23 protein-coding genes are annotated in these 23375 nt (G+C 71.8%); 13 read left to right on the top strand and 10 right to left on the bottom strand.

Features of this window, described 5'->3' with window-relative positions; all coding sequences use genetic code 11:
• Window positions 1-7: 7 nt before the first annotated feature.
• The 3 genes from BM424_RS13000 to BM424_RS12990 are packed head-to-tail and all read left to right on the top strand — an operon-like array spanning window position 8 to window position 2496.
• Complete coding sequence (locus tag BM424_RS13000) at window positions 8-1225, top strand: ArsA family ATPase (protein ID WP_093416730.1); 1218 nt, start codon at window positions 8-10, stop codon at window positions 1223-1225.
• Window positions 1226-1231: 6 nt separating this feature from the next.
• Window positions 1232-1588, top strand: coding sequence for a hypothetical protein (locus BM424_RS12995; RefSeq protein ID WP_093416727.1), 357 nt, complete (start codon window positions 1232-1234; stop codon window positions 1586-1588).
• A complete protein-coding gene (locus BM424_RS12990) occupies window positions 1582-2496 on the top strand; it encodes an ROK family protein (RefSeq protein WP_093416725.1) in 915 nt (304 codons plus the stop codon). Before BM424_RS12995 ends, BM424_RS12990 begins: the two co-directional genes overlap by 7 nt.
• A 24-nt stretch (window positions 2497-2520) precedes the next feature.
• On the opposite strand, the gene BM424_RS12985 is transcribed toward BM424_RS12990, so the two are convergent.
• Together BM424_RS12985 and BM424_RS12980 are read right to left on the bottom strand one after the other, a co-directional pair.
• Window positions 2521-3003 carry a hypothetical protein gene (locus BM424_RS12985; RefSeq protein ID WP_093416722.1) on the bottom strand — a complete coding sequence of 161 codons (483 nt, stop codon included), beginning with the start codon at window positions 3001-3003 and terminating at the stop codon, window positions 2521-2523.
• The gene (locus BM424_RS12980; RefSeq protein ID WP_093416720.1) at window positions 3000-3761 is read right to left on the bottom strand and encodes an alpha/beta hydrolase; all 762 of its coding nucleotides are present in this window, start codon (window positions 3759-3761) and stop codon (window positions 3000-3002) included. The genes BM424_RS12985 and BM424_RS12980 overlap by 4 nt, the downstream gene beginning before the upstream one ends.
• 244 nt (window positions 3762-4005) lie before the next feature.
• On the opposite strand from BM424_RS12980, the gene BM424_RS12975 reads away from it, so the two are divergent.
• From BM424_RS12975 to BM424_RS12955, 5 genes are all read left to right on the top strand, one after another.
• Window positions 4006-4752: a lysophospholipid acyltransferase family protein gene (locus BM424_RS12975; protein ID WP_093416717.1), complete on the top strand. Its 747-nt coding sequence runs from the start codon at window positions 4006-4008 to the stop codon at window positions 4750-4752.
• Between the two features lie 45 nt (window positions 4753-4797).
• On the top strand, window positions 4798-5298 hold the full coding sequence (locus BM424_RS12970; RefSeq protein WP_093416715.1) for a polyadenylate-specific 3'-exoribonuclease AS: 501 nt from the start codon (window positions 4798-4800) through the stop codon (window positions 5296-5298).
• A gap of 154 nt (window positions 5299-5452) precedes the next feature.
• Window positions 5453-6478: a 6-phosphofructokinase gene (locus BM424_RS12965; RefSeq protein ID WP_093416712.1), complete on the top strand. Its 1026-nt coding sequence runs from the start codon at window positions 5453-5455 to the stop codon at window positions 6476-6478.
• Between the two features lie 157 nt (window positions 6479-6635).
• A complete protein-coding gene (locus BM424_RS12960) occupies window positions 6636-8081 on the top strand; it encodes an MFS transporter (protein ID WP_093416710.1) in 1446 nt (481 codons plus the stop codon).
• Window positions 8082-8176: 95 nt separating this feature from the next.
• The gene (locus tag BM424_RS12955; protein ID WP_093416707.1) at window positions 8177-8650 is read left to right on the top strand and encodes a PPOX class F420-dependent oxidoreductase; all 474 of its coding nucleotides are present in this window, start codon (window positions 8177-8179) and stop codon (window positions 8648-8650) included.
• A gap of 139 nt (window positions 8651-8789) precedes the next feature.
• Here BM424_RS12955 and BM424_RS12950 read toward each other — a convergent pair whose 3' ends face one another.
• Entirely contained in the window at window positions 8790-9014 is a 225-nt protein-coding gene (locus BM424_RS12950; RefSeq protein WP_093416705.1) for a hypothetical protein, read from the bottom strand.
• Between the two features lie 93 nt (window positions 9015-9107).
• Here BM424_RS12950 and BM424_RS12945 point away from each other — a divergent pair, with 93 nt between their 5' ends.
• Window positions 9108-10298, top strand: coding sequence for a helix-turn-helix domain-containing protein (locus tag BM424_RS12945; protein ID WP_175548062.1), 1191 nt, complete (start codon window positions 9108-9110; stop codon window positions 10296-10298).
• A gap of 159 nt (window positions 10299-10457) precedes the next feature.
• A complete protein-coding gene (locus BM424_RS12940) occupies window positions 10458-11843 on the top strand; it encodes a class II 3-deoxy-7-phosphoheptulonate synthase (protein ID WP_093416700.1) in 1386 nt (461 codons plus the stop codon).
• A 52-nt stretch (window positions 11844-11895) separates the two neighbouring features.
• Here the strand turns inward: BM424_RS12940 and mptB are convergent, their stop codons facing one another.
• Both mptB and pknB read right to left on the bottom strand, forming a co-directional pair.
• Complete coding sequence (gene mptB, locus BM424_RS12935) at window positions 11896-13461, bottom strand: polyprenol phosphomannose-dependent alpha 1,6 mannosyltransferase MptB (protein ID WP_093416697.1); 1566 nt, start codon at window positions 13459-13461, stop codon at window positions 11896-11898.
• A 208-nt stretch (window positions 13462-13669) separates the two neighbouring features.
• The gene (gene pknB, locus BM424_RS12930; protein ID WP_093416695.1) at window positions 13670-15664 is read right to left on the bottom strand and encodes a Stk1 family PASTA domain-containing Ser/Thr kinase; all 1995 of its coding nucleotides are present in this window, start codon (window positions 15662-15664) and stop codon (window positions 13670-13672) included.
• A 147-nt stretch (window positions 15665-15811) separates the two neighbouring features.
• Between pknB and BM424_RS12925 the strand changes: the two genes are divergently transcribed.
• Window positions 15812-16177 carry an Rv2175c family DNA-binding protein gene (locus tag BM424_RS12925; RefSeq protein WP_175548061.1) on the top strand — a complete coding sequence of 122 codons (366 nt, stop codon included), beginning with the start codon at window positions 15812-15814 and terminating at the stop codon, window positions 16175-16177.
• A gap of 48 nt (window positions 16178-16225) precedes the next feature.
• Here BM424_RS12925 and BM424_RS12920 read toward each other — a convergent pair whose 3' ends face one another.
• The 4 genes from BM424_RS12920 to BM424_RS12905 form a co-directional block, all read right to left on the bottom strand.
• Entirely contained in the window at window positions 16226-16648 is a 423-nt protein-coding gene (locus tag BM424_RS12920; protein WP_093416692.1) for a PPOX class F420-dependent oxidoreductase, read from the bottom strand.
• A gap of 116 nt (window positions 16649-16764) precedes the next feature.
• On the bottom strand, window positions 16765-18225 hold the full coding sequence (crtI, locus tag BM424_RS12915; RefSeq protein WP_093416690.1) for a phytoene desaturase family protein: 1461 nt from the start codon (window positions 18223-18225) through the stop codon (window positions 16765-16767).
• A 4-nt stretch (window positions 18226-18229) separates the two neighbouring features.
• Entirely contained in the window at window positions 18230-19348 is a 1119-nt protein-coding gene (locus BM424_RS12910; protein WP_245775805.1) for a polyprenyl synthetase family protein, read from the bottom strand.
• A gap of 99 nt (window positions 19349-19447) precedes the next feature.
• Window positions 19448-20110: a DUF3153 domain-containing protein gene (locus BM424_RS12905; RefSeq protein ID WP_093416687.1), complete on the bottom strand. Its 663-nt coding sequence runs from the start codon at window positions 20108-20110 to the stop codon at window positions 19448-19450.
• A gap of 110 nt (window positions 20111-20220) precedes the next feature.
• On the opposite strand from BM424_RS12905, the gene BM424_RS12900 reads away from it, so the two are divergent.
• Complete coding sequence (locus tag BM424_RS12900) at window positions 20221-21903, top strand: DUF885 domain-containing protein (RefSeq protein WP_093416685.1); 1683 nt, start codon at window positions 20221-20223, stop codon at window positions 21901-21903.
• A gap of 163 nt (window positions 21904-22066) precedes the next feature.
• On the opposite strand, the gene BM424_RS12895 is transcribed toward BM424_RS12900, so the two are convergent.
• Complete coding sequence (locus tag BM424_RS12895) at window positions 22067-22627, bottom strand: GNAT family N-acetyltransferase (protein ID WP_093416682.1); 561 nt, start codon at window positions 22625-22627, stop codon at window positions 22067-22069.
• A 261-nt stretch (window positions 22628-22888) separates the two neighbouring features.
• Here BM424_RS12895 and BM424_RS12890 point away from each other — a divergent pair, with 261 nt between their 5' ends.
• On the top strand, window positions 22889-23359 hold the full coding sequence (locus BM424_RS12890; protein ID WP_093416680.1) for an SAV_6107 family HEPN domain-containing protein: 471 nt from the start codon (window positions 22889-22891) through the stop codon (window positions 23357-23359).
• Window positions 23360-23375: the final 16 nt, after the last annotated feature.

Here is a 23375-nt window from a genome sequence, read left to right as displayed (position 1 = left end):
CCGCCCATTGCGCATCCTGCTGTTCACCGGAAAGGGCGGGGTCGGCAAGACGACCCTGGCCGCGGCCACCGCCGCGCGCGTCGCGGGCGAGGGCGGCAAGGTGCTGGCCGTGTCGACCGATCCGGCGCACTCGCTGGCCGACGCGCTGGGCGCCGACCTCGGTGCGCAGCCCCGCGAGGTCCGCGTCGGCGAGACCGGCGCCGCCCTGCACGCCGCCGAGGTGCAGACCCGGGGACTGGTCGACGGCACCTGGCGCGAACTGCGGGAACACCTGCGAACCCTGTTGCGCGGCGCGGGGATCGGCGAGGTCGACGCCGAGGAGCTCACCGTCCTGCCGGGCGTCGAGGACCTGCTGGCGCTGGCCGAGGTGCACCGGCTCGCCGGAACAGGCCTGTGGGACACCGTCATCGTCGACTGCGGCCCGACCGCCGAGACGCTGCGGCTGCTGGCCCTGCCGGAGTCCCTGGCCGGATATCTGGAGCGGCTGTTCCCCGCGCACCGCAGGGCCGTTCGCGGTCTGCTGGCCGGGATCGCGGGCAGCGATCAGGTCGACCGCTGGGACGCCGTGGCCGACGGGCTCGGCAGGCTCGCCGAGCAGCTGGCCGCGCTCAAGGACATGCTCACCGACCCCGGTACCAGCGTCCGCCTGGTGCTCACGCCGGAATCGGTGGTCGCCGCCGAGACCCGCCGGACGCTGACCGCCCTGGCGCTGCAGCGCATCCGCGTCGACGGGCTGGTCGCCAACCGCCTGGTCCCGCACCCGGGTCCGGCCCGCGGCGACGCGGCGAGCTGGTTGCGGACCCGCCGCCGGGAGCAGGAGCAGGTCCTCGACGAGCTGCGCGCGGCTACCGACCTGCCGCTGCGCACCGTGGAGCACCGGGCCGCCGAACCCGTCGGCACCGAGCAGCTGCTGGACCTGGGCGCCGAGCTCTACGGCGACGGCGACCCGCTCGCCAACGACGCCGACGTCCCGCAGATGCGCGTCGGTGGCGGCGGCCGGTCGCTGGACTCGGAGTACACGCTGCGCATCGGACTGCCGCTGCACCCGGCGGCCGAGCTGGACCTGGCCCGGATCGGCCCGGAGCTGGCGATTACCGTCGACGGTCGGCGACGGCTCGTGGCCCTGCCCGCTGTGCTGCAGCGGTGCGTGGTGACCTCGGCCGTGGCCGGTGACGACGGGCTGACGGTGCGGTTCCGTCCCGACCCCGATCTCTGGATGCGGTGAGGCGAGATGCGCGAGCACGATCGACTGCTCGAAGAGCTGCGGCTGCTGCTGGACGCGCTGGCCGGCAAGGCCGAGGAGTACCTGCGCGGCTGCGAGCAGACGCCGGAGCGGGGCGAGGCCGGCTGCGGCTGGTGCCCGCTGTGCGCGGCGATGGCGCTGGCCCGCGGGCAGCGCCCCGAGCTCCACGATCAGCTGCTGGGCATCGTGCAGCTGCTGCGCCAGGCGCTGATCGAGCACTCCGGGACCGCGGCGAACGAGACGCCCGCCGACGAGGAGACCGAACCGGAGGAGCCGAAGGTGCAGCGCATCCAGGTCGAGCGGGTCTCGGGACCGGTGCTGGCGGAGAGCGACGCGGTGTGCTGACCATCGGCGTGGACGTGGGCGGGACCAGTGCGCGCGCGGCCGTGGTGGACGAGCACGGCCAGATCCTGCGGACGCACCGGGTGCCGACCCCGAAGACCGGTTCCGAGCTCAACTCGGCGATCGCCGACACCGTCCGGGTGCTCACCGACACCTACCCGGTCGACGGCGTGGGCCTGGCGGTGGCCGGGTTCGTCAGCGAGGACCTGCGGATGGTGCGGTTCGCGCCGCACCTGCCGTGGCGGCACGTCGCCGTCGCCGACGAGCTCTCCCACCGCCTGGGCCTGCCGGTGGTGCTGGAGCACGACGCGAACGCGGCCGCCGTGGCCGAGCAGCGCTTCGGCGCCGCCGTCGGCGCCCGGGTGGCCGCGCTGGTGGCCATCGGCACCGGCATCGGCGGGGCGCTGGTGATCAACGGCGAGGTCTTCCGCGGCGCGTTCGGCGTCGCCCCCGAGCTGGGCCACCTGCGCCTGGTGCCGGACGGCCGCGAGTGCCCGTGCGGCAAGCGCGGCTGCTGGGAGCGCTACTGCAGCGGCACCGCCTTGGCCGCCACGGCCGCCGAGCTCGGCGCCACGAACCTGCCGACCGGTGTCGAGGTGGCCCGCGCGGCCGACGCCGGCGACGAGCTCGCGCTGCGCGCCGTGGACGACCTGGCGCGCTGGCTGGGGGAGGGGTTGGCGCTGGTCGCCGACGTCTACGACCCGGAGGTCGTGGTGATCTCGGGCGGTGTCTCGGACTCGGCGCACCTGTTCCTGGACCGGGCCCGCGAGCGCTACGCCGCCGCCGTCACCGGTTCCGGCCACCGCCCGCTCGCCCGCGTCCGCGTCGCCCACCACGGCGACCCGGCGGCGATGATCGGCGCGGCGGCCATAGCCCGCGAGCACGTCCTCACCGGACCGAAGGTCCGCTGATCGGGGCCCGGAGGAACGGCCGCCTCAGACCTGCGCGCCGTCGTCGTCCTCGTCCTGGGGCGGGGTCCGGCGCAGGCGGAACAGCAGCCAGCCGATCCCGGCGCTGATCAGCACCAGGCCCAGCGGGAGCTTCGCGGTCGCCCCGATGCCCGCGATGCCGGGCACGAGCAGCACCAGCAGGCCGACGACCACGATGCCGATGCCCAGGAACGTCGCCGCGCTCGGGATCGGCATCGGCGGGGGCTCCGGAGGGACGAAGTGCTCTTCCTCCTCCTCGGCCGGGGTCCAGTCGCGCGGCCCCTCGGACTGCGGCCGGGCGGCGGGTGTCTCGGCCGGTTTCGGGGCCTCGGTCGCGCCGGAGTCCTCAGCGGACCCGTCCTCGCCGGACCGCTCGTCGTCGCCGGGCCACTTCCCGAACTTCTCGTCGCGCTCCAGGTCGGCGACGATCTCCGCGAAGGCGGCATCGATGTCCTCCGGACCGTCGGAGGGGTTGTGGCGCGCGCTCATACGGTTTCCCCGACCCGTTCGCGATGGACACGGTGCACGAACTCGACGCTGTCGCCGAAGATCCGCGGCGCGTCGTGATCGAGGGTCGCGACGTGGTAGCTGTCGTCGAGCACCACCTCGGTGACGTCCTCGCTGCCCACCTCGTTCAGCACGATCGCGGAGTTCTCCGGCTCCACGACATGATCGACCGCCGAGTGCAGCAGAAGCAACGGTTGCCGCACGGATGCCAGATCGGCCCGCACCACGCCCCACAGCTGCTGCAGGCTCGCCATGCCGCGCAGCGGCATCCGCGAGTAGGCCAGCTCCACGACCCCGGGTTTGGCGATGTCCCCGGCGATCGCCGCCAGCGACGGCACCACGCGGCTGATCACCGGCAGCAGCTTGGCCTCCTTGCGCAAGGTCATCACCGACGGGTTGACCAGCACGATCCCGGCGATGTCCGGGTGCTGCTCGGCGAGCCGCAGCGTCAGCGTGCCGCCCATCGACAGGCCGAAGACGAACACCGTCCGGCACCGGCCGCGCAGCTCGTCGAGCGCCTGCTCGACGGCGCCGTACCAGTCGCGCCAGGTCGTGCGGTTGAGGTCCTGCCACCGCGTGCCGTGCCCGGGCAGCAGCGGGCAGCGCACGGACAACCCGGCCTCGGCCAGGTGCTCGGCCCACGCCCGCATGCTCTGCGGAGTGCTGGTGAATCCGTGGCACAGCAGCACGCCGATGTCCTCGGACCCCTCGTGCGCGAACGGTTCTGCCCCGACGAGCACGGACCCTGCACCTCCCACCGGCGTACCTCCCAATCCGGTCGCGCACCGCGGCACCGGTCAAGCCGGACCTATCGTCGCACGCGTCGCCGACGTTCGGGACCGGCTCGCCCGGACGATCCGCGGACCGGAATTCGTCCATACCAGGTGTGACGTGATCGGTTTCCGGGCGGGTGCGCATTGTGCGCAAAGTGGGTGCTCCGTAGGCTGAACAGCACCATTTCACGCGTGAGGAGGCGGCGGCGCCGTGATGTACTGGGTGATGAAACACCTACTGCTCGGTCCCCTCATGAAGTTGTTCTGCCGCCCGCGCGTCGACGGGGTCGAGCACGTTCCGCGCGACGGTGGCGCGATCCTGGTCAGCAATCACATGGCCGTCGCCGACTCGTTCTTCATGCCGCTGATGATGCCGCGCCGGGTGACGTTCCTGGCCAAGCGCGAGTACTTCACCGGCAAGGGCGTGCGCGGCAAGCTCAAGAAGGCCTTCTTCTCCGGCGTCGGCCAGGTGCCGATCGACCGCTCCAGCGGTGCCGCCGCGCAGGCCGCCCTCGACACGGGCGTGCGGCTGCTCAGCGAGGGCAAGCTGCTGGGCGTCTACCCGGAGGGCACCCGCTCGCCCGACGGCCGGCTCTACAAGGGCAAGACCGGTGTGGCGCGGATGGCGCTGGAGTCGGGCAAGCCGGTGATCCCGATCGCGATGTTCGGCACCGACAAGGTCAACCCGATCGGCTCCAAGATGTGGTGGCCGCACAAGGTCGTGGTCAAGGTCGGCGAGCCGCTGGACTTCTCCCGCTACGAGGGCATGGCCGGTGACCGCTTCGTGGAGCGCTCGATCACCGACGAGATCATGTACGCCCTGATGGAGCTCTCCGGCCAGGAGTACGTCGACGTCTACGCCGCGAAGGTCAAGGACGAGCTGGCCGCGCAGGGCAAGGACCTGGGCGGCTGGAGCAGCAGTTCCGCGTCCCGGCTGCCGGAGTCCAAGGCGGGCTGACGGGCCGAGCCCGAGCGCCGGAGCAGCGGCGCATACGCTTTCCGGGTGCGGTACTTCTACGACTGCGAGTTCATCGAGGACGGGCGGACCATCGATCTGGTGTCGATCGGTGTGGTCGACGAGACCGGTCGCGAGTTCTACGCGGTGTCCACCGAGTTCGACGCCGCCCGGGCGGGCGCCTGGGTGCGCCAGCACGTCCTGCCGCAGTTGCCGCCGCCGGCCGAGCAGGTGTGGAAGTCGCGGGCGCGCATCCGCGAGGACCTCTACAAGTTCCTGACCTCTCGCAGCGGGAACATCGAGCTGTGGGCCTGGTACGCGGCCTACGACCACGTGGCGCTGGCCCAGCTGTGGGGCCCGATGCCGACGCTGCCCTCGCGCATCCCCAAGTTCACCCGCGACCTGAGGCAGCGCTGGGAGGACGTCGGCAAGCCGAAGCTGCCGTCGGCCCCGGACAACGCGCACGACGCGCTCGCCGATGCCAAGCACAACCTGGAGCGCTGGAAGGTCATCGAGGAGATCCAGCGCAAGCGCGGATACCCGCTCTGAGCCGGGCACTCGCTGTGAACAGGTGAATACCGGAGGGTAATCGGGCCAAGTCCTTGCTGCACCGATCCAGTCCGTGAAACTCTGTCCCCGAGGGGGAGACGTGGATCACTCATGGGTTGGATTCGAGGAGGCGGCAACAGCGATGCCCGCTGGAATGCGTGTCGGAGTACTGACCGGTGGCGGCGACTGCCCGGGGCTCAACGCGGTGCTCCGCGCCGTGACCCGCAAGGGGATCTCGGTCTTCGGCCACGAGATCATCGGATTCCGGAACGGCTGGCTCGGTCCGATCGAGGGCCTGACGACGCCGCTGACGCTGGACAAGGTGGAGGAGATCCTCAACCGGGGCGGCACCATCCTCGGCTCCTCCCGCACCAATCCCTACCAGGTCGACGGGGGAGTGGAGCGGCTCAAGGCCACCGTCGCCGAGCATCGGATCGACGCGCTGATCGCCATCGGCGGTGAGGACACGCTCGGCGTGGCCGAGAAGCTCACCGCCGACGGCGTGCCGGTGGTGGGCGTGCCCAAGACGATCGACAACGACCTCGACGCCACCGACTACACCTTCGGCTTCGACACCGCGGTGCACATCGCGACCGAGGCGATCGACCGGCTGCGCACCACCGCCGAGTCGCACCACCGCGCGCTGGTCGTCGAGGTGATGGGCAGGCACGCGGGCTGGATCGCGCTGCACTCAGGTCTGGCCGGCGGCGCCAACGTGATCCTGGTGCCGGAGCAGGAGTTCAGCGTCGAGCGCGTCGTGGACTGGGTGCAGCAGCGCTTCGAGCGCCAGTACGCGCCGATCATCGTCGTCGCCGAGGGCGCCATCCCGGAGGGCGGGCAGGAGCTGCTGGCCGGCGGCGAGAAGGACGCCTTCGGGCACGTCCGGCTCGGCGGCGTCGGCACCTGGCTGGCCGAGGAGATCGCTCACCGCACCGGCAAGGAGTCCCGCGCGGTCGTGCTCGGCCACACCCAGCGCGGCGGCACCCCCACGGCCTACGACCGGGTGCTGGCCACCCGCTTCGGCCTGCACGCCATCGACGCCGTCGCCGAGGGCGACTTCGGCAAGATGGTCGCCCTGCGCGGCACCGACATCGTCCGGGTCCCGCTCCGCGAGGCCACGGCCTCCCTCAAGACGGTCCCCAAGGAACGCCTCGCCGAAGCAGAAGTCCTCTTCGGCTGATCCCCACGCGAACGCGGGGCACCCACCGCGGTGCCCCGCGTTCCAGCATGTGGACGAGGGTGCTCGTCCGGTTAGGCTCTTCCTTCGCCGTTCGAACGGTTCGTAGGCCCCTCGCCGGGGTCGCGGCCGTGTTCCCGTTCCCCGCGAAGGAGCCCGCGTGTCCACCCAATCCGCCGCCGAGCGCCCGCCGGTGCTCATCCGCTCGGCGCAGGACGTCACCGAACTGGTCAACTCGGGTGCGGCGCGCGGCAGCCACGCGAAGATGATCGTGCTGCTGGCGCTGGGCGGGATCTTCCTCGACGCCTACGACCTGACCTCGCTGGCCTACGGCATCACCGACATCAAGCAGCAGTTCGGGCTGAGCTCGTTCGGCGCGGGTGCGGTGACGGCGTCGATCAGCGTGGGCGCGATCATCGGCGCCTGGTTCGGCGGCGTGCTGGTGGACCGGCTCGGCCGCTACCGGGTCTTCATGGCTGACATGCTGTTCTTCGTCGTCTCCGCGATCGGCTGCGCGCTGGCGCCCAACGCCGAGGTGCTGATCGTGTGCCGGTTCCTGATGGGAATCGGCGTGGGCATGGACATCCCGGTCGCGATGGCGTTCCTCGCCGAGTTCTCCCGGTTGCGCGGCAAGGGCAGCAAGGGTGCGCGCACCGCGTCCTGGTCGACGGCCTGGTACGTGGCGACCAGCGGCTGCTACGTGGTGATCATGGCGCTGTACTTCCTGCTGCCGGACTCCCACCACGGTCTGCTGTGGCGGTTCACCGTCGGTTTCGGCGCGGTGCCCGCGCTGGTGATCCTGCTGGTGCGCAACAAGTACATGAACGAGTCGCCGTCCTGGGCGGCCGACAACGGCGATCTGCACCGCGCGGCGGAGATCCTCACCCGCTCCTACGGCGTGAACGCGACGGTCGCCGAGGACGCGGAGGTCCCGCGCAAGCCCGAGCGCAAGGGGCTTCCCGAGGTCAAGCGGCTCTTCGGGCCGCGGTACCGGGCACGCACCTTCCAGGCGCTGACGATCGGGCTGGCGCAGACCTTCGGCTACAACGCGGTCGCCTACGGGCTGCCGGTGATCATCGCGAGCATCCTGGCGCAGGGCGCGCTGAACACGATCAGCGCGTCGCTGGTGCTCAACCTGGTCTTCGCCGTCACCGGTGGGGTGCTGGGGATCCGGCTGGCGAACCGGGCCGGCGCGTGGAGGCTGACCTTCGTCGGCTTCGCCGTCCAGCTGGTCTCCCTGGTGGTGCTGGCGCTGATCGGCAAGCCCGACGGCGCGGCCTACGTGCTGTTCGCGATCGCCGCGCTGGGCGCGTTCATGTTCGCCCAGGCCTCCGGCCCGGGCGCGCACTTCATGAGCTTCGCGTCGCTGAGCTACCCGACGTCGATGCGCGGCACGGGCCTCGGCTTCAACCAGGGCACGCTGCGCGTCGGTTCGACGCTGGCGCTGTTCTTCTTCCCGGTGCTGAGCACGGCTCTGGGCAGCGGCGTCTTCTGGGTGATCGCCCTCGCCCCGCTCATGGGCCTGGTCGCCCTCCTCGCCAAGCGCTGGGAACCCGTCGGCCACGACGCAGACGCCCTGGAAGCGGAAGCGGCGGCGGTGCGCTGATCTTCGTTATGTGACAGCAACGCTGTCACGTTGACCGGGGACGGTGCGGCGACACAGGATTGAGGCACCACCGGCTCAACGGAAGCGAGTGCTCAATGTCGCGGCGCGGTCAGATCACCATGTCCGAGGACGAGGTCGTCGAGTTCATCGGCGAGCGCAGGGTCGTGATCCTGGCCAGCGTGAAGTCCGACGGGCGTCCGCACCTGGTGCCGATGTGGTTCGTGCCGAACGGCACGACGATCGAGGTCTGGTCCTACGGCACCTCGCAGAAGACGGTGAACCTGCGCCGCGACCCGCGCGCCACCCTGCTGCTCGAAACCGGCACGGACTACCGGGAACTGCGCGGCGTGTCGCTGGAGTGCGACGTCGAGGTCCTCGAAGGCCCCGACGAGATCGAGCGCCTCGGCCTGGCCATCGCGGTCCGCTACGGCCAGCTCACCGAAGCCCAGGCCGAGGACGAAGGGGTCCGCGAACTCATGCGAGGCCGAGCCGCCAAGCGCGTCGGCCTCCGCTTCACCCCCACCCGAACCATCACCTGGGACCACCGCAAGCTCGGCGGTGCGTACTGACGCGCGCTCGGACCGCACGTGCCGTCGTGGCCCGGGAGCGGGACAGTTTTAGTCCAAACTGCCGGGGCTCAGTGCCCGAAATGTCCGGACAGTTCTCACTAAAACTGTCCCCAGGTGACCAACCTCGCCCCGGAGGCGATCAGTCGGCGTACCCGGATTTGAGCGTGTCGTTGCAGGTCTGGCACGTGGGGGCGCAGATCCAGTCCATCTCGGACGGTGTTGCCAGGGCGAAGACCTCGCCGCAGTGCGCTGGTTCGGCGGAACCGGCGTCGGCTCTGCGCCCGCGGAACGCGTGCCGGGTCAGGCCGTAGCCGTGCGAGTCGTCCGCGACCGGGAGCCAGAAGTGGCGCGCGGCGAGGGTCATTCGTGCCTCCATCGCTGGTGATTACGTAACGTTGCGAGAATGACACTAGGAGTGACTTGCGGTCCTGAGGGACAACGCGGGGACAATGCTCGGGTGGAGGGTGCCGGGGTTCGGATCGCCGTGCTGCGCAAGCTCGCCGGGTGGACGCAGCAGCAGCTCGCCGCGCGCACCTTCGTGTCCACGAGCCTGGTCAAGAAGGTCGAGCAGGGGCGGACGCCGCCGAGTCCCGCGTTCCTCGCGGCCTGCGCGAAGGCCTTCGGCGTCGACGCCCGGGAACTGCACGGCGTGCGGGTGGCCGACGTCGTGGCCGATTTCCACAGCGAGCGGGCCGACATCCCCGAACTCCGGGAAGCGCTGCACGCCTTCGACGACCCGCAGCCCAGCGGACGCGAGCTGACCGGTCCGGAGCTGCGGACGGCGCTCGACGGAGCCGAAGAGCTCCGCGCCGCCCAGCGCTACGCCGAACTCGCTCGGGTGCTCCCGCAGGCCCTGCACCACCTCTTCGTCCTGGTCGGCGACACGTCACCGGGCACGGCCGACGGTGAGCGGGCGCGGGCGATGCTGCACGACACCTACCGGCTGAGCGCGTCCGTCGCGGGCAGGTTCGGGCATCCGGACCTCGCCGCGGTCGCGTCCGAGCGGCACGTGGCGATCGCGCCGGAGACCGGTGATCCGCTCCGCCAGGAGGTCTCGGCCTGGCACCGGTCCGGCCAGTTCCTCCAGGCCGGGCACCACGCGTCCGGTGCGCGGCTGCTCGATCGCGCGCTGACCCGCATCGCCGACCGGTCGGACCCGCGGGGACTCGGCGTGCGGGCGCAGCTGCACCTGCGCGCGGCGGTGCTCGCCGCTCGCGGTGGTGATGGCGACCGCGCTGACGAGCACGTTCGGTCGGCCCGCGAGCTGGTCCGGGCGGGAGCCGACGCGGCCCCCTACTGCAACACCGATGCGAGCGAGCTCAACGTCGACGTGCACTGGTGCGCGGTCCCGGTCGAGCGCTACGACGCGACCGAGGCCGTCAGCCGGGGTGCCCGGGTGACGATCGTCGACCCCGGGAGGCCGGAGCGTGTTGCGCGTCACCACATCGACCAGGCTCGTGCGTGGGCGTTGCACGGGGATCGGGATCGCGCGCTGGACGCGCTCCACTCCGCGCGCAGGGTTTCCCCGCACCAGGTCCGGGCGCATCCGTCGGTGCGGGAGACGGTGCGCGCGCTGCTCGCCGGGGAGCGGCGGCCTTCCGGTGGGTTGAAGGGATTCGCGCGGTGGGCCGGGGTCAGCGGGCTGTGAACCGCCGGCGGTTCGGCGGGGGAGGTGTGACGAGCGTGGCTCGTCGGTGGGCGGGCGGAATCTGAATCGACGCCGACCGGTAGCGGACGTCCCGGGTCCGAGTGTGAGACTGCGCTCCCGGCGGAAAACCAGTGGCACCGAGCGCCTATTCTTTACTGCGTGAACTGGACCGTCGACGTCCCCGTAGATGACCTGCCCGAGTTGCCTCCGCTGCCCTCGGAGATGCGCGCGCGTCTCGACGACGCCCTCGCTCGCCCGGCGGCCCAGCAGCCGACGTGGCCGGACCAAGAGGTCGGCAGCGTTCGCAAGGTGCTGGAGAGCGTTCCCCCGGTGACCGTGCCCACGGAGGTGGACCAGCTGCGTCGCCACCTCGCCGCGGTCGCGCGCGGCGAGGCCTTTCTGCTGCAGGGGGGTGACTGCGCGGAGACGTTCGCGGACAACACCGAACCGCACATCCGCGGCAACATCCGGACCCTGCTGCAGATGGCCGTCGTCCTGACCTACGGCGCGAGCATGCCGGTGGTCAAGCTCGGGCGGATCGCCGGTCAGTACGCCAAGCCGCGCTCCAGCGACACCGACGCCCTGGGCCTGCCGTCCTACCGCGGCGACATGGTCAACTCGCTGGTCGCCACCGAGGAGGCCCGGCGGCACGACCCGTCGCGGCTCATCCGCGCCTACGCCAACGCCAGCGCCGCGATGAACCTCTCCCGCGCGATGACCAGCGCCGGGATGGCCGCGCTGACCAAGGTGCACGACTGGAACAAGGACTTCGTGCTCAACTCCCCGGCGGGTGAGCGCTACGAGTCCGTCGCCGCCGAGATCGACCGCGGTCTGCGCTTCATGCACGCCTGCGGCGTCGACGACTCCAGCCTGCACTCGGTGGAGTTCTTCGCCAGCCACGAGGCGCTCGTGCTCGACTACGAGCGCGCGATGCTGCGCCTGGACACCAGCGGCGACCAGGCCAAGCTCTACGACCTGTCCGGCCACTTCCTGTGGATCGGCGACCGCACCCGCCAGCTCGACGGCGCGCACATCGCCTTCGCCGAGCTGATCTCCAACCCGATCGGCCTCAAGATCGGCCCGACGACCACGCCCGACCAGGCCGTGGAGTACGTCGAGCGGCTGGACCCGAACAACGAGCCGGGCCGCCTCACGCTGATCAGCCGGATGGGCAACGGCAAGGTGCGCGACGTGCTGCCCGACATCGTCGAGAAGGTCACCGCCTCCGGGCACCAGGTGATCTGGCAGTGCGACCCCATGCACGGCAACACCCACGAGGCCAGCACCGGCTACAAGACCCGCCACTTCGACCGCGTCGTCGACGAGGTGCAGGGATTCTTCGAGGTGCACAACCGGCTGGGCACCCACCCGGGCGGCATCCACATCGAGCTGACCGGCGAGGACGTCACCGAGTGCCTGGGCGGCGCCCAGGAGATCTCCGACTCCGACCTGGCCGGCCGCTATGAGACCGCCTGCGACCCGCGCCTGAACACCCAGCAGTCGCTGGAGCTGGCGTTCCTCGTCGCGGAGATGCTGCGCGGCTGAGCAGATCGACACGAGCGCGGTCCGGATTCGTCCGGGCCCCGCTTCGTCGTTGCTAGCGGCGGAGCTGCGGGGTGCGGAGGTCTCGGGTGAAGTCCCGGATCGGGCCGCTGAGGCCGAGCGGGTCGAAGCGCACCAGCGACACCCCGCCCAGCACGGCCGCGCCGATGCCGACCGCGACGAACGGCCAGTTGTACATCGCCTGCTCGCCGTCGGGGTAGTAGGCCAGCACCAGCGCGATCGAGGCGCCCACCACGTAGGAAAGGGCTCGCGGCGTCCAGGCGAACGCCGAGCCCAGCGCCAGCCCCCAGGTCAGGTACCAGGGCAGCACGACGGGGGAGAGCAGCGCGCCGCAGCACAGCACGATCGCCGCGCGCCGCACGGCCTCGGTGCCGCCGTCGCGCGCCTGCCACCAGTGCCAGGCCAGCAGCGCCAGCAGCAGCATCGAGCCCAGCGTCCGGGTGGTGCCCACGATGGGCCAGATGTTGAGCTCGCCGAACAGCGACAGCACGGTGTGCACCGCCTGTCCGACGGCCGTCGGCGCCGACAGGTAGTTCACGATCATCCCCGGCGCCGACAGCGCCGACAGCCAGCCGAAACCGACCTTCGCCAGCGCCGTGCACGCGCCGAAGACCACCACGAACACGCCCAGCGCGGGCACCACGGCGTGCACGAAGCGGCGCAGCCGGGGGCCCTCCAGCCGCTCGGCCCACAACCACACCAGGAACGGCAGGGCCAGGCCCGCGGTCGCCTTGACCGCCATCGCCGCCGACACCAGGCCGATGCCGAGCACGTTGCGGCCCCGGAGCATCGCCAGCGTCCCGGCCGCGAGCAGGCCGATCATGAGCATGTCGTTGTGCGGGCCGCCGACCAGGTGCACCACGGTCATCGGGCTCGCCGCCACCAGCCACAGCGCGACCGGCAGCCGCCCGCCCAGCCGCTCGACCAGGCCCGGCAGCGTGCAGATCAGCAGCACCAGGCCGCCGAGCAGCACCAGCCGCATCACGATGACGCTGGCGATCACGTCGTGGCCGGCGAGCAGGATCACGCCCTTGGCCACGCCGATGAACAGCGGCCCGTAGGGCGCGGGCGTGGTCTGCCAGGTGGGGTGGACGTTCTCCGGGATCGGCCCGGTCAGCATCGCCGGGCCCACGCCGTAGGGGTCGAGCCCGTGCAGCGCCAGCAGGCCCTGCCCGAGGTAGCTGTAGACGTCGCGGGTGAACAGCGGCGGTGCGACGAGGACGGGAGCCAGCCACGTGGCCGTCGCCCACAGCACCCCGCGCGAGGTGACCAGTCCGGCGAGCACGCCGCGCCCGAGCCGCACCCACGCCCACACGAGCAGGGCGAAGCCGAGGTAGACGGCGGTGATGGCGACGTCGCGGCCGTGGCCGTAGCGCAGCACCGACAGCGGGCCGTCGCCGAGGATCGGGTCGTGCATCAGGGTTCCGGCGGCGCCGATGGAACCGGCCAGCAGCAGGAGGGAACCGATCGCGCCCAGCGCGATGGTGCGCCGGGGCAGCGGACGTCCGGGGTGACGCCCGCCGAGACTGAACAGGTCGGCTGTCGTGGTGGTCCGCTCGGACCGTTCGGGTGCCGACTCCACGGAGACGCTCGGGGCCATTGTGCTCTCAATAGTTCCACAAGCGGCCGCCCATCCGGCTTTGACCAGGCCAGATCGCGTCGGAGCGGGTTCCCGGAGCTGATCTTCGAAACCCGGGTCGCCCCAGGTAGATCCGCACGTCGGAGAAACGTTACAAGTCGGACACGAGATCAGGATCACACGGCCGAGTGGAGATCTTGCCCTGAAGAGACGACCCCCGCTGCGGTGATCAGAACGCCGTGACGTGGATGGCCGAGCCCGGCTGCACCCGACTGCCCGGCAGCGGGTACTGGCCCAGGATGACCATGTCGTCCCGCTGGAACAGCGCCTGCACGCTCAGCTGCAACCCGAGCTGGGCGACCTGCGCCTGCGCCTCGGTGACCTTCATGCCGTTGAGGCTCGGCACCGGCACCGCGTTGGACACGATCACGCCGATCCGCGGCTTGCCGACCAGCTTCACCTCGGTGCCGATCGCCGGGTTCGTGGAGACCACCTTGCCCGCGTCGATGTCGCCGTCGAACTGCTGACCGGCGTCGTAGGGGTCGAAGCCCGCGTTGCTCAGCGTGGTGAACGCGTCCTCGCGGCTCATCCCGCGCACGTCCGGGACCTGCACCGGCGGCGGGCCCTTGCTGACGATCAGCGACACCTCGGAGTTGAGGTTCACCCGCGTGCCCGGAGCCGGGTCGACGCCGATCACGCGCCCCTCCGGGACGTTGCGGTCGTACCGGGAGTTGGAGGAGTCCTGCTGGGGCTGCAGCTTGGCGTTGCGGATCAGGTTCTCGGCCTCGGCGACCGTGATGCCCGCCTCGATCTGCGGGACCGCGGGCTTGCCGAGCGAGACCACGACGTCGACCGAGCCACCGCTGCGCACCTGCGAACCCTCGCTCGGGTTGGAGCTGAGCACGATGCCTTCCGGCACGTCGTTGTCGTTCTCCCTGGACACGTTCGCGCTCAGGCCCGCGCCCTCCAGGGACTGCACGGCCTGCTGCTCGGAGACCCCGACGACCTTGGGCACGGCGACGGAGGTGCCGAAGCCGAGCCAGAACGCGGCCCCGCCCACCAGCGCGGCCACCACCAGCACGACCAGGGCCCACATCGCGCCTCTGCGGCGTCCCCGGCGGCGCTGCGGGTCCACGCCCGCGCCGGGCGGCGGGGCGGCGTGGTAGTCGTCGGTGGCCGGGCGGGCGAGCGCGCGGGTGTGCTGGCGCGGCGGCTGCGCCGGCGGGACCTGCTCGATCCGCGTCGGCTGCGCGCGCACGGTCGGGAACTGCTCGGTCGGCGGGTCGGCGACCGGCGGCATCAGCGCGGTCCGGGCCTCGGAGGCCGGCACCGGCACGGCCACCGGCTCGATGCCCAGATCGGTCCGCGCCTGCTCCAGCTCGGCCAGGAACGCCCCGGCGTCGGCGGGCCGCTGCTCCGGGTCGCGCCGGGTGGCGCGCAGCACCAGCGCGTCGATCGCGGGCGGCACCTCCGGCGAGGTCTGCGCGGGAGACGGGACGTCCTCGTTGACGTGCTGGTAGGCCACCGACATCGCGGTGTCGCCGACGTACGGCGGGCGGCCCGTCAGCAGCTCGTAGAGCACGATCCCGGCCGCGTAGACGTCGGTGCGCGCGTCGGCGGCGCCCGTGGTGACCTGCTCGGGGGAGAGGTAGGCGACGGTGCCCAGGATGATGCTGCCGCTGGTGGTGCCCGCCTCGGCGGCGGCCCGGACCAGCCCGAAGTCGGCGACCTTGACCGAACCGTCGTTGCCGATGAGCACGTTCTCCGGCTTGACGTCGCGGTGCACCATGCCCGCGCGGTGCGCGGCGGCCAGCGCCGAGAGGACCGGCTGCATGACGCTCAGCGCCATCGCCAGCGGCAGCTTGCCGCCCCGGTCCATGATCAGGTCGCGCAGCGTGCAGCCCTCGACCAGCTCCATGACCAGGAACACGTGGTCGCCGTCGGCGCCGTGGTCCACGCCCTGGTCGTAGACGGCGACGACGTCGTTGTGGTGCAGCTTCGCCGCGGCGCGGGCCTCGCGCTCGAAGCGGTCGACGAACGAGCGGTCGCCGGAGTAGCGGCCGTCCATCACCTTCAGCGCCACCGGGCGCTCCAGCCTGGTGTCCAGGCCTCGGTAAACGGTGGACATGCCGCCGCGGGCGATGACGGAGTCGACCCGGTAGCGACGCTCGAGGAAGGCTCCGACGAGGCCGTTGCCCTGTCCTTGCCGCGTCTCAGATGTCATCGCTCGCCATTCCCCGGGTTCCTTGCCACCCCCGATTGTGGCAGGTACGCGCACGATACCGGTGCTCGGTCGGGCGATGGTGTTGATCAACGAGATTACCCGTGCGGTGCTCGGCACGCCGGGTGGTGATGTGGCAAGGTGTTCGACGTGGTTGCAATCCCTGCTGCCCCGGACGTGCTGGCTCCCGACGTGGAGGTTGTGCCGCTGACCGCCGTGGCTGAGAAGCTCGGCCGGTCCGTCACCCGGGTGCATCAACTCATTCGCGATGGTCATCTGCTCGCCCTGCGCCGGAACAAGGAGCTGGGCGTGCCCAGCGCCTTCTTCCTCGACGACGAGATCGTGAAGGGCCTGCCCGGCACGATCACCCTGCTCCGGGACGCCGGCTACCACGAGGACGAGATCCTGCGCTGGTTGTTCACCGCCGACGACACGCTCCCGGGCACCCCGATCGACGCGCTGCGCGGCGACCGGGGCCGCGAGGTCAAGCGCCGCGCTCAGGCGATGGGTTTCTGACGCCGCCGCGGGTGGCGCCCAGCGCGCGCCACCCGCGGCCGGTGCGGCTCAACCGGGCTGGTTGTTGTCCTTCATGGAGCCCCAGCCGTGCCACTTGTCGACCTCGATGTAGGCCGTGACCCGCGGGTTCTCCCGGTTCGGGTACTTGTCGCCGAGGTAGTGCTGGGCGAGCCGGTCGATGTCGACCAGGCCCTCGTCGTCCTTGAACTCGGTGACCCGGCCCACGATGGTCACGTGGGTGTACCAGTCGTCGGAGTCGAGGACGCTCAGCGTCACGCGCGGGTCGCGCCGGACGTGCTTGAGGCGAACCCGGCCGGCATCCATGTTGATCATCACTCGGCCGTCGTCCTCCCACAGGTACCAGGTGGGGGTCGAGACCGGCGTTCCGTCGGAGCGCAGCGTGGTGATCACGGACGGGTTGGCGCGGCGCAGCAGCTCGACGGCGTCGGGCGGCAGCGGCGGCTTGGACATGCGAACTCCTAGTTCACTGGGCGGTGTTGCGGGCCCGACGAGTTGATCACACAAGTGATCTCCGGGGCCCGCTCCGCATCATCGCCACCTCGCCGGGACCTCGCCAACCGGGGAGGTCAGCCCGTGATCCGCCGGGCGGCGAGCTTGCCCGAGATCAGCACCGGCGGAACGCCGACGCCCGGCGTCGTCCCGGACCCGGCGAGCACGACGTTGCTCATGCCCCGCACGAGGTTCGGCGGCCGGAACGGTCCGGTCTGCGCGAAGGTGTGCGCGGCCGAGAACGGCGTCCCGGCGGCGTGCCCCTGCGCCGCCCACTCCCGCGGCGTCACCAGCTCCGCGGTCTCGATCGCGGCGTCGAAACCCGCGAAACCCCGCCGTTCCAGCGCCCCCACCAGCTCGTCGCGGTAGCGGGGGCCGACGCGCTCCCAGTCGATCGGCCCGGTCCGCAGGTTCGGGCACGGCGCGAGCACGTAGTGCAGATCGCGGCCCTCCGGCGCCAGCGAGGGGTCGCTGGCGGTCGGCCGGGTGATCAGCAGCGACGGATCACTCATCGGGCGGCCGTCGCGGATGATCTCGGTGAAGGTGTCCGCCCAGGCCTCGCCGAACGAGATCGTGTGGTGCGCCGAACCCCAGTCGCGCGTGGTGCCCGCGTGCAGCACCACCGCCGACGGCGACCAGCGCAGCCGGCGCTTCGGGGCGCTGCCCAGCAGCCGGTGCACCACCGGCAGGTCCGGGGTGAGCACCACGGCGTCGGCGGGGATGCGCTCCTGGGCGGTGCGCACCGCCGAGATCCGCTCGCCGCTGCGCTCCAGCCCGGTGACCTCGGTGCCGTAGCGGAACTCCACCCCGGCACCGGCGGCCGCCTGGGCCATCGCGGTCGGCACCGCGTGCATGCCGCCGCGCGGGAACCACACGCCGTTGACCGTGTCCATGTAGGAGATCACCGCGTACAGCGCCAGCGCTCGGCGCGGGTCCAGCCCCGCGTAGAGCGCTTGGAAGGAGAACACCCGCCGCACCCGCTCGTCGCGCAGGAACCGCCCGATCGCCGGGCCGAGCCTGCCGAACCCGCCGAGCGCGACCAGCCGCGCCAGCTCCGGCGACACCAGGTCCAGCGGCGAGTCGAAGTTGGCGTCGATGAACCGGTGCATCTCCGCCCGGTAGACCTCGGTCAGCCAGCGCCGCAGCCGCCGGTAGCCCTCGGCCTCGCGCGGCCCGGCCAGCCGCCGCACCTCCTGCTCCATCGCCTCGGCGTCGGTGTGCACCGCCAGCGCCGAGCCGTCGGCGAACCGCGCCTGGTAGGCGGGGTGCAGCGGGATCAGGTCGAGGCGTTCGCGCACCGACGAGCCGACCGCGTGCAGCGCCTCGTCGAGCAGCTCCGGCATGGTCAGCACCGTCGGCCCGGTGTCGATCCGGTAGCCGTCGAGCTCGTGCAGCCCGGCGCGCCCGCCGGGCACGTCGGCGCGTTCCAGCACCGTCACGCGACGTCCGGCGCCCGCCAGGTGCAGCGCGGCCGACAGGCCCGCGAGACCGGCGCCGACGATCACCACGTGGTCGGTGCGACCGGTGACCGAGCGCACCGGATCAGTGGCTGCGGTCGGTGACCGCGATGGCCAGCTCGGCCAGCCGCGACGCCGCGGGCTCGTCGAGTCCGGCGGTGTGCAGCGCGAGCATCGCCGACCCGGTCAGCTCGGTGATCCGCTTCTCCACGGCGGCGACCGCGCCCAGCTCGGTGAGCACCTCGCGGGCCGCCTCCACCCGGTCCTCGGTGAGCAGCGGGTCGCCCAGCACCTCGTGCAGCAGGTCCAGCTCGTCCTGGGCCTCGCGCCTGCGGGCCTCGGCCACGGCCTCGGCGATGAGCACCGTGCGCTTGCCCTCGCGCAGGTCGTCCCCGGCGGGCTTGCCGGTGACCGCCGGGTCGCCGAACACGCCCAGCAGGTCGTCGCGCAGCTGGAACGCCACGCCGATGTCGGAGCCGAAGCGGCGCAGCGCCGCGAGCGCCTCGGGGGTCGCCCCGGCGATCTCGGCGCCGATCTCCAGCGGTCGCTGCACGGTGTAGGAGGCGGCCTTGAGCTGGCAGATCTTCAGCGCGGCCTCGGGCGACTCGTCGACGTCGACCTGGCCGAGCACGTCCAGGTACTGGCCGGAGAGCACCTCGGTGCGCATCGCCCGCCACGGCCGCAGCGCCCGCTGCATCGCCTGGGCGGGAATGCCGGAGGTGTGCAGCATGTCGTCGGCCCAGGCCAGCGCCAGGTCGCCGAGCAGCACGGCGGCGGCCATGCCGAACTGGGTGTCGTCGCCGGTGTAGTCGGAGTCGCGGTGCTGCTGCTGGAAGCGCCGGTGCACGGTCGGCTTGCCGCGCCGCGTGTCGGACTCGTCGATGAGGTCGTCGTGCACCAGCGCGCAGGTCTGGATCAGCTCCAGCGCGCTCGCCGCCTGCAGCATCGCCGCGGCCTCCGGCCCGTCGGCCGGGCCGCCGCAGGCCCGCCAGCCCCACCAGGCGAAGGTCGGGCGGATGCGCTTGCCGCCGCCGAGCACGAAGTCGTTGAGCTCGGCCACGGCCGCCCCGACGGCGGGATCGAGGTCGGCCGCCTCGTCGCGCCGGGCCTGCAGGTAGGCCGTCAGCGTCCGCTGGACGTGACCGGGCAGATCAGCTTCGAAGTCGGCGTTGCCGCCGGGGGCCCGCATGGTGGCCGAATACATGGGAGGCACACCTCCATCCTGCGCGATGCGTTCGCGCAGCTTCCTGCGGGGCCACGGCGTCGCTCCCCGTAGCTGGGAAAACTCCGGAGAGTGACGGATCTACAGGCGGGCTCCGGGCCTGGTTCGGAGGTGATTGCGCAAGGCCAGCGCGCCGACGAGAGCCGCCGAGACGATGGCGACGCCGCAGACGAGCAGCGCCCAGCCGATCCAGTCCAGGCCGGAGCCGGTGGTGAACTGGAAGGTCGCCTGCGGCTGGGTGATCTCGCCCGGCTGCAGCAGCCAGGTGACCGTGCCCGCGCTCTCCTCGCCGTTGGTGGTGGTGATCTCGCCGGGCGCGCTGATCTTCAGCTCGATGCCGGAGTCGGTGTCGGCCAGCGGCGTCAGGTCCGCCGATCCCTCGAAGACCACCAGCGAACCGGTGCGGTACATCTTCAGCGAGAAGCGCGAGTCCGTCGGGCTCATCGCGGAGGCGAGCTTCTCCACCTCGTCGTAGGAGAGGTCGTCGAACGACAGGGACGCGCCGACGCGGGTGCCCTCCTTGTAGGGGCTCACGTGCACGCGATCGGCGAGATCGGCCGGGGGCCGCAGCTCGAACGGCACCTTGCCGTCCGGGGTTTCGGTGGCCACCAGCACGTCGCCGGAGACCTTGTCCTGGCCGGAGATCGTCATGGCGGCCCGGACGTGCAGGCAGCCGCTGAGCAGCGTGCACAGCACGACGACCAGCATCAACTTCAGCGCGCGGCGCGGTGTGTTCCCCTCCACGCGAGGGATGCTGCCACCGAAGCGCGACCTTCGCCGTTCGTGTGATCGTCTCCGGTGTCCGCTTTTCGTCGTATCGCGTCGGTTCTTTCGGCGCGCGCTAGCGTGGCGGCATGGGAGTTGACCACAACGGCGTACACGCGATCAGCGACCGGTTCGTCGACGAGCTGGCGGCGCTGGATCCGATCGCGAGCACCTACCTGGGCGTGCCCGGTGGGGAAGAGGAGCTGACCGACTACTCGCCCGACGGACACCGGGCCCGCGCGGACCTGGCGGCCCGCAGCCTGGCGGCGGTGCGCGAGGCGACCCCGGCCGACGACTCCGAGCGGATCGCGCAGGCGGTGTTCACCGAGCGCGTGGGTCTCGATCTCGAACTGCACGAGATCGGCGCGGACATGTCCTCGCTGAACGTCATCGCCAGCCCCGCTCAGGAGCTGCGTCAGGTCTTCGACCTCATGCCGGGCGACACCGCCGAGGACTGGCGGACCATCGGGCGCCGGCTGGAGGCGATGCCGCGCGCGGTGCTGGGCCTGCGCGCCGGGCTCGCCGAAGCCGCCGCCTCCGGCGACGTCTCGGCCGCGCGGCAGGTCCGCAAGGTCGCCGAGCAGTGCGACACCTGGTCCGGGCGCACCGGCGGCGAGTCGTTCTTCGCGGCGATGGTCGGCCGGGCCCAGGGCATCGACGACTCGCTGCGCCGGGAGCTCGACACCGCCGCGGAGTCGGCCGCCGAGGCCTACGCGGGGCTGGCCGACTTCCTGCGCGGCGACCTGCTGCCCAAGGCGCCGGAGAAGGACGCGGTCGGCGAGGAGCGCTACCGGCTGTGGTCCCGCTACTTCACCGGCGCGAAGCTGGACCTGCGCGAGGCCTACGAGTGGGGCTGGCAGGAGTTCTCCGGCATCGAGGCGGAGATGAAGCAGGTCGCCGACCGGATCAAGCCGGGGGCGTCGCTGGCCGAGGCCGCCGCCGCGCTCGACGCCGACGAGCGCTACCGGGTGCGCGGGCAGCGCGAGTTCGAGCGGTGGATGCAGCGGCTGTCCGACCAGGCCCTGGCGGACCTGCGCGGAACGCACTTCGAGATCCCGGACGCCTTGATGCGGCTGGAGTGCAAGATCGCCCCGCCCGGTGGCGGTGTCGGCGCGTACTACACCGGTCCCACCGACGACTTCTCGCGCCCGGGCCGGATGTGGTGGTCGGTGCCTGCCGACCGGGAGGACTTCCCGACCTGGCGCGAAGTGTCCACTGTGTACCACGAGGGTGTGCCGGGGCATCACCTGCAGGTGGCGACCTCGGTGCACGAGGCGGAGCGGCTCAACAAGTTCCAGCGGCTGGCCTGCTTCGTGTCCGGGCACGGCGAGGGCTGGGCGCTGTACGCGGAGCGGCTGATGCGCGAGCTCGGCTACCTCTCCGACGACGGCGACCTGCTGGGCATGCTCAACGACCAGCTGTTCCGCGCCGCGCGCGTGGTCGTCGACATCGGCATGCACCTGGAGCTGGAGATCCCGGCCGGGACCGGGTTCCACGAGGGCGAGCGGTGGACGCCGGAGCTGGGGCTGGAGTTCATGCTCTCCCGCACCATCACCGACCCGGCGCAGGTCCGCGACGAGATCGACCGCTACCTGGGCTGGCCGGGTCAGGCCCCGTCCTACAAGCTCGGCGAACGCCTCTGGCGCGCCGCCCGCGACGAGGCCCGCCGGCGCCACGGATCGGCGTTCGACGTCAAGGCCTTCCACACCGAAGCCCTCAAGATGGGCTCGATGGGCCTCGACACCCTCCGAGACCAGCTCGCCCACCTCTGACGCGGCCGTCGAAAACCCCGGTTTTCATCGCGCGAAAACCGGGGTTTTCGACGTCGAGGACTAGGTCCTGCTATGCGGCGGAGTCGAATACTCAAGGAGCGGCGCACGGAGTCCGCGGAGCCGATCAGGTTCTGCTACCCGCACCGCCAAGCAAGGCGACCACTCACAGCGGCAGAGGACGGCCGAGGACGGCGAAGGGCCTGGGGTCGCCGGTGAAGCTGTAGTTGCGCAGGACGTCCTGGAAACCGACGCGCTGGTAGAGCTTCCAGGCGCGGGTCGGGCCCTCCGGGGTGGACAGCAGGACCTTGCCGCCGGGCGCGCCGTCGAGCAGCCTGCGCAGGATCTCCTCGCCGAGCCCGGCGCCCTGGGCGCTGGGGTGCACGTGCAGCTCGGTGAGCTCGAAGTAGTCCTCGAGCCACGCATCCGGGTCGCCGCCGGTGTCCTCCAGGCCGCGGCGGACCTGCTCGTGCCACCACTGGTCGGGGGCGCCGAGGTAGCCGTACCCGATGCCGGTGAGCTCGTCGTCCTCGTTGAAGGCGCCGATGCAGCGCCAGCCCGCGCGCAGCATGTGCGCCGACCACATCGGGGCGCGCTGCTGCGCGGTCACGGGCGGGTAGCCCATGGCGGTCACGTAGATGCGGAGGGCCTCGGGGAGTCTCGCTCGCAACTGTTCGGTGGTCAGTTCGACAACCCGGTCGCAGCTGGGGGAGGGCGCAGCGGTCACGGCCGAACACTAACTCCTCTCGCACGCGCGGTCCTTCTCGCTCCCGGACAAGGCGTTTCCGGTTCCGCTCCCATGATCACCGATGCCGGTTCTCCACTCGAACAGGTGAGCTATAGCGCATCGCTTGAGTCGATCATCGCTGGTCGCTAATCTGGTCATGTTCGAACGGCAGTTCGACGAACTTACGTTCGAACAACGGCCCGGCGGCGGGGTGGGGGAAGCGCCCCGCCACCGGGCCCCACAGCCGAAGGGAGAGAGCCGATGTCGCATCCCACCGACCTGTCGATCCCGTCCCCGCGCCACTCCGCCGAGAACCGCAGGTCCGCCGAGGACGGGCCCACGCCCGAGGCCGACACGCCGGCCGGTGCGCTCTCGCTGCTGCTGCACGCGCGGACCTGCCTGCACGAGGCCGAGAACGCCCAGCGCCCGGGCGAGCGGTTCATCGCCGCGCACCTGGCGGCGCTGCGTGCCGCCACGGCGGTGGTCGTGGCGCGCGCGACCTGCCGCGAGGGCAAGCGCCCGGCCAGCGTCTGGCAGCTGCTGACCGCGGCCGCTCCCGAACTGCGCGAGTGGGCGGCCTACTTCGCCGCGCACACCAACCGGCGCGCCGCCGCCGAGGCCGGAATCCCGACCACGACCGACGCGCACGCCGACGAACTGCTGGACAACAGCCGGGAATTCCTCGGCATCGTGGGACGAAGCCTGCTGGGGGCAACGCGTGAACGGTACTGACGTGGCACTCGAACAC

It is taken from the genome of Saccharopolyspora flava (assembly GCF_900116135.1).
Taxonomy (GTDB): Bacteria; Actinomycetota; Actinomycetes; order Mycobacteriales; family Pseudonocardiaceae; genus Saccharopolyspora; species Saccharopolyspora flava.
Note: the sequence above shows the minus strand (reverse complement) of the source record. Positions and strands in the feature narration are given on the sequence as shown.